This window comes from Cerasicoccus arenae (assembly GCF_014651635.1).
Lineage (GTDB): Bacteria > Verrucomicrobiota > Verrucomicrobiia > Opitutales > Cerasicoccaceae > Cerasicoccus > Cerasicoccus arenae.
Window position 1 is genome coordinate 1 of record NZ_BMXG01000046.1, and the last position, 2,380, is coordinate 2,380.

Sequence of the window (2,380 nt, forward strand, 5' to 3'; positions counted from 1 at the left end):
GTAAGCGTCCGGCCTCCACCCTTCTTGACTGCCAATGGTAACCATTGGCCTTTCTTCTTGGTAATGATTTGGAGTTAGTGGCGATTTCCTAATGGTGACCATTGGTAAGGCGTTAGAGCTCGGATATCGTCTTGATTGGTCATGTTTGGCAGGCGCGATAGGACATCACGCAGATATTCCAATGGCTCGACTTGGTGTCTTTGGCAGGATACGACGATGGAGTAGATGATGGCGGAGCGTTGGCCTGCTTCGGGGTGTCCGATGAACAGGAAGTTTTTCTTGCCGATAGCTGAAGGCCGGATGGCGTTCTCCATGAGGTTGTTGTCGATCTCTGCGATACCGTGCTGTTGGAAGGCGATGAGTTTGGGCCACTGCGAGATGGCGTAGGTGCAGGCTTTGCCGATGGCGGACTTGGGCAGGGCTTGTCGGCTGGTAATAGAGATGACTTTTTGCAGGCGCGTCAGCGTGATCTCGTTTTGATCCTGACGGTGAGCTTGGCGTTCTTCCGGTGATAGTCCTTGCTGGCGGTAATCGGCCTCGCGTTCGTAGAGTTTGGCGATGAGCTTGAGCACCAGGGCGGCTTCGCGTGGATGCGATTTGAGCGCCTCGTAAAACTTGCGTCGGGCGTGAGCCATACAGCCCAGGGCCGTGACGGCGTCACGGCGTGCATAATCTTCGTAAGCGCCGTAGGCGTCGGATTGAAGCAGGCCGCGGTAACCGTCAAGCAAGCTGGTCAGCTCGCCATGACGTCGCGATAAGCGCCAGTCGAAGACCACGTCGCCACCGGGGCGCGAGATGGCCCAGAGCCAACCCTGTTCGGTTTTGCCTTTCTTCTGATCGGGGTCGCAGTAGCGCACCGGAGTCTCATCGGCCTGGATGTAGCCGCCGCTGAGCAAGTCGCTTCGCATGTAATTATAGATCGGCTTGAGCCACTCGGCGACGGCCAGGGCCCAGTCGGCCATGGTTTTGCGTGAGAGCTGCGCGCCCCACATCGCCGAGGCTTTTTCCTGCCGATACAGCGGCATGTGCTGCACGTATTTGCCGAGGGTGATCCAGGCCAGCAGGCCCGCTGAAGCGTAGCTGCCGTCGATCACGCGCTTGGGAGCCGGAGCGATGATCGGCGGGTGGGAAAGATCCGCCTTACGCCGATACTTGGGCCGCACGATGCAGCGCTTGAAGAGTTTCGGCGGGTGGATATCGACCTCAAAAGTTTCTTCCTGGCTGATCTGTTCAAAGGACTCGGGCTCGGCCTGGACTTCCTCCGGTTCAATCACGACAGTCTCTTCCACGGGCAGGTCCTTGAAGCGTTCGGCGGGTGTTTCGTGCTTGCCCACCTTGGGAGCGCGACGCTCGTAAGCAATGCTTTGCGATGCAGAGTCTTTCAGGCAGCGCTCCAACTCATCAAGATGAAGGCGCAGCTGCGCGGCATCCAGCCGCTCGCTTTTGCCCGAACCAAAGAGCTGCTGCTTGAGCCAGGCAATCTGCTCTTGGAGCACCACAATGGTGGCGTCCTTTTCGGTAACACTCTGCCGAAGCTGCTGGTTCTCTTCCAAGATGGCCTCGGCGCTGGACATGCGCCCATGCCAATGATCGACGCATCAATGTCAACTCACTTTGCATAACAAAGTCAGGCTAAGTTTCATACCAAGCCTTCTGCATGCCGTCCTTCAGGTCGATGCCTTCGATCAACATAGTCAGCGCCGCTGGCTTGATCATGAGCTTGCGCTCATCGCTGCCCAAAGGCCAGCTCAGCCGACCTTGCTCAATGCGCTTGGCCAACACCCACACGCCAGTGCCGTCAAAATAAAGTAACTTGAGACGATTGCGGTTTTTGTTCGTAAAGGCAAAAAGCGCGCCCCGTTTGGGATCTTCGCCCAAGTGATCACGCGCCACCGCCCACAAGCCGTCAAACTGCTTGCGCATGTCCACCGGCTCAACCGCCACAAAGATCCGAAGTTGATGGGACAGGGTCAGCATCGCAGCGCCTTGGCCAAAGCCGCCAGCGATGCCGCATCGCCGCCGCGCAATACCATCCCATCAGGCAGGCGAACCTCCAAAACCAATGGTGAGACTGAAGGCATCGATACCTCCTGAAAAAGACTGACGCACGCGGGACCAGCAACTGCCTCCTTCTTCTGCCGACGCAACTTGAGCCAGTAAACCAACGTGCTGTAAGCAAGACCATGCTGTTCAGCAAAAGCCTTCTGCGTCAGCCCGCTGACATCATAAGCCTCCAGCAAACGTTCACGTTCGGCCTCGCTCTCTATGCGCCGACCACAACTGTCACGCTTCAAACCTGTATCAACGATCTCGACATCCATAAGAGCAGTTTAGCAAATCAAAGCGAATCGAGGAAGGCGGTCGAAGCCCGGACGCTTAC

3 protein-coding genes are annotated in these 2,380 nt (G+C 57.1%); all 3 read right to left on the bottom strand.

The annotated features are described in order from the left end of the window. Positions 1 to 74: 74 nt before the first annotated feature. The 3 genes from tnpC to tnpA are packed head-to-tail and all read right to left on the bottom strand — an operon-like array spanning position 75 to position 2,321. The gene (gene tnpC / locus IE065_RS17760; protein WP_189517643.1) at positions 75 to 1,574 is read right to left on the bottom strand and encodes an IS66 family transposase; all 1,500 of its coding nucleotides are present in this window, start codon (positions 1,572 to 1,574) and stop codon (positions 75 to 77) included. Positions 1,575 to 1,632: 58 nt separating this feature from the next. Continuing rightward, on the bottom strand, positions 1,633 to 1,977 hold the full coding sequence (gene tnpB, locus IE065_RS17765) for an IS66 family insertion sequence element accessory protein TnpB (protein WP_189517646.1): 345 nt from the start codon (positions 1,975 to 1,977) through the stop codon (positions 1,633 to 1,635). After that, entirely contained in the window at positions 1,971 to 2,321 is a 351-nt protein-coding gene (gene tnpA / locus IE065_RS17770; RefSeq protein ID WP_189517649.1) for an IS66 family insertion sequence element accessory protein TnpA, read from the bottom strand. The genes tnpB and tnpA overlap by 7 nt, the downstream gene beginning before the upstream one ends. Positions 2,322 to 2,380: the final 59 nt, after the last annotated feature.

Coding starts and splice junctions, on each gene's coding strand:
- tnpB (WP_189517646.1), bottom strand. CDS start 1,977: ATGCTGACCCTGTCCCATCAACTTCGGATCTTTGTGGCGGTTGAGCCG.
- tnpA (WP_189517649.1), bottom strand. CDS start 2,321: ATGGATGTCGAGATCGTTGATACAGGTTTGAAGCGTGACAGTTGTGGT.
- tnpC (WP_189517643.1), bottom strand. CDS start 1,574: ATGTCCAGCGCCGAGGCCATCTTGGAAGAGAACCAGCAGCTTCGGCAG.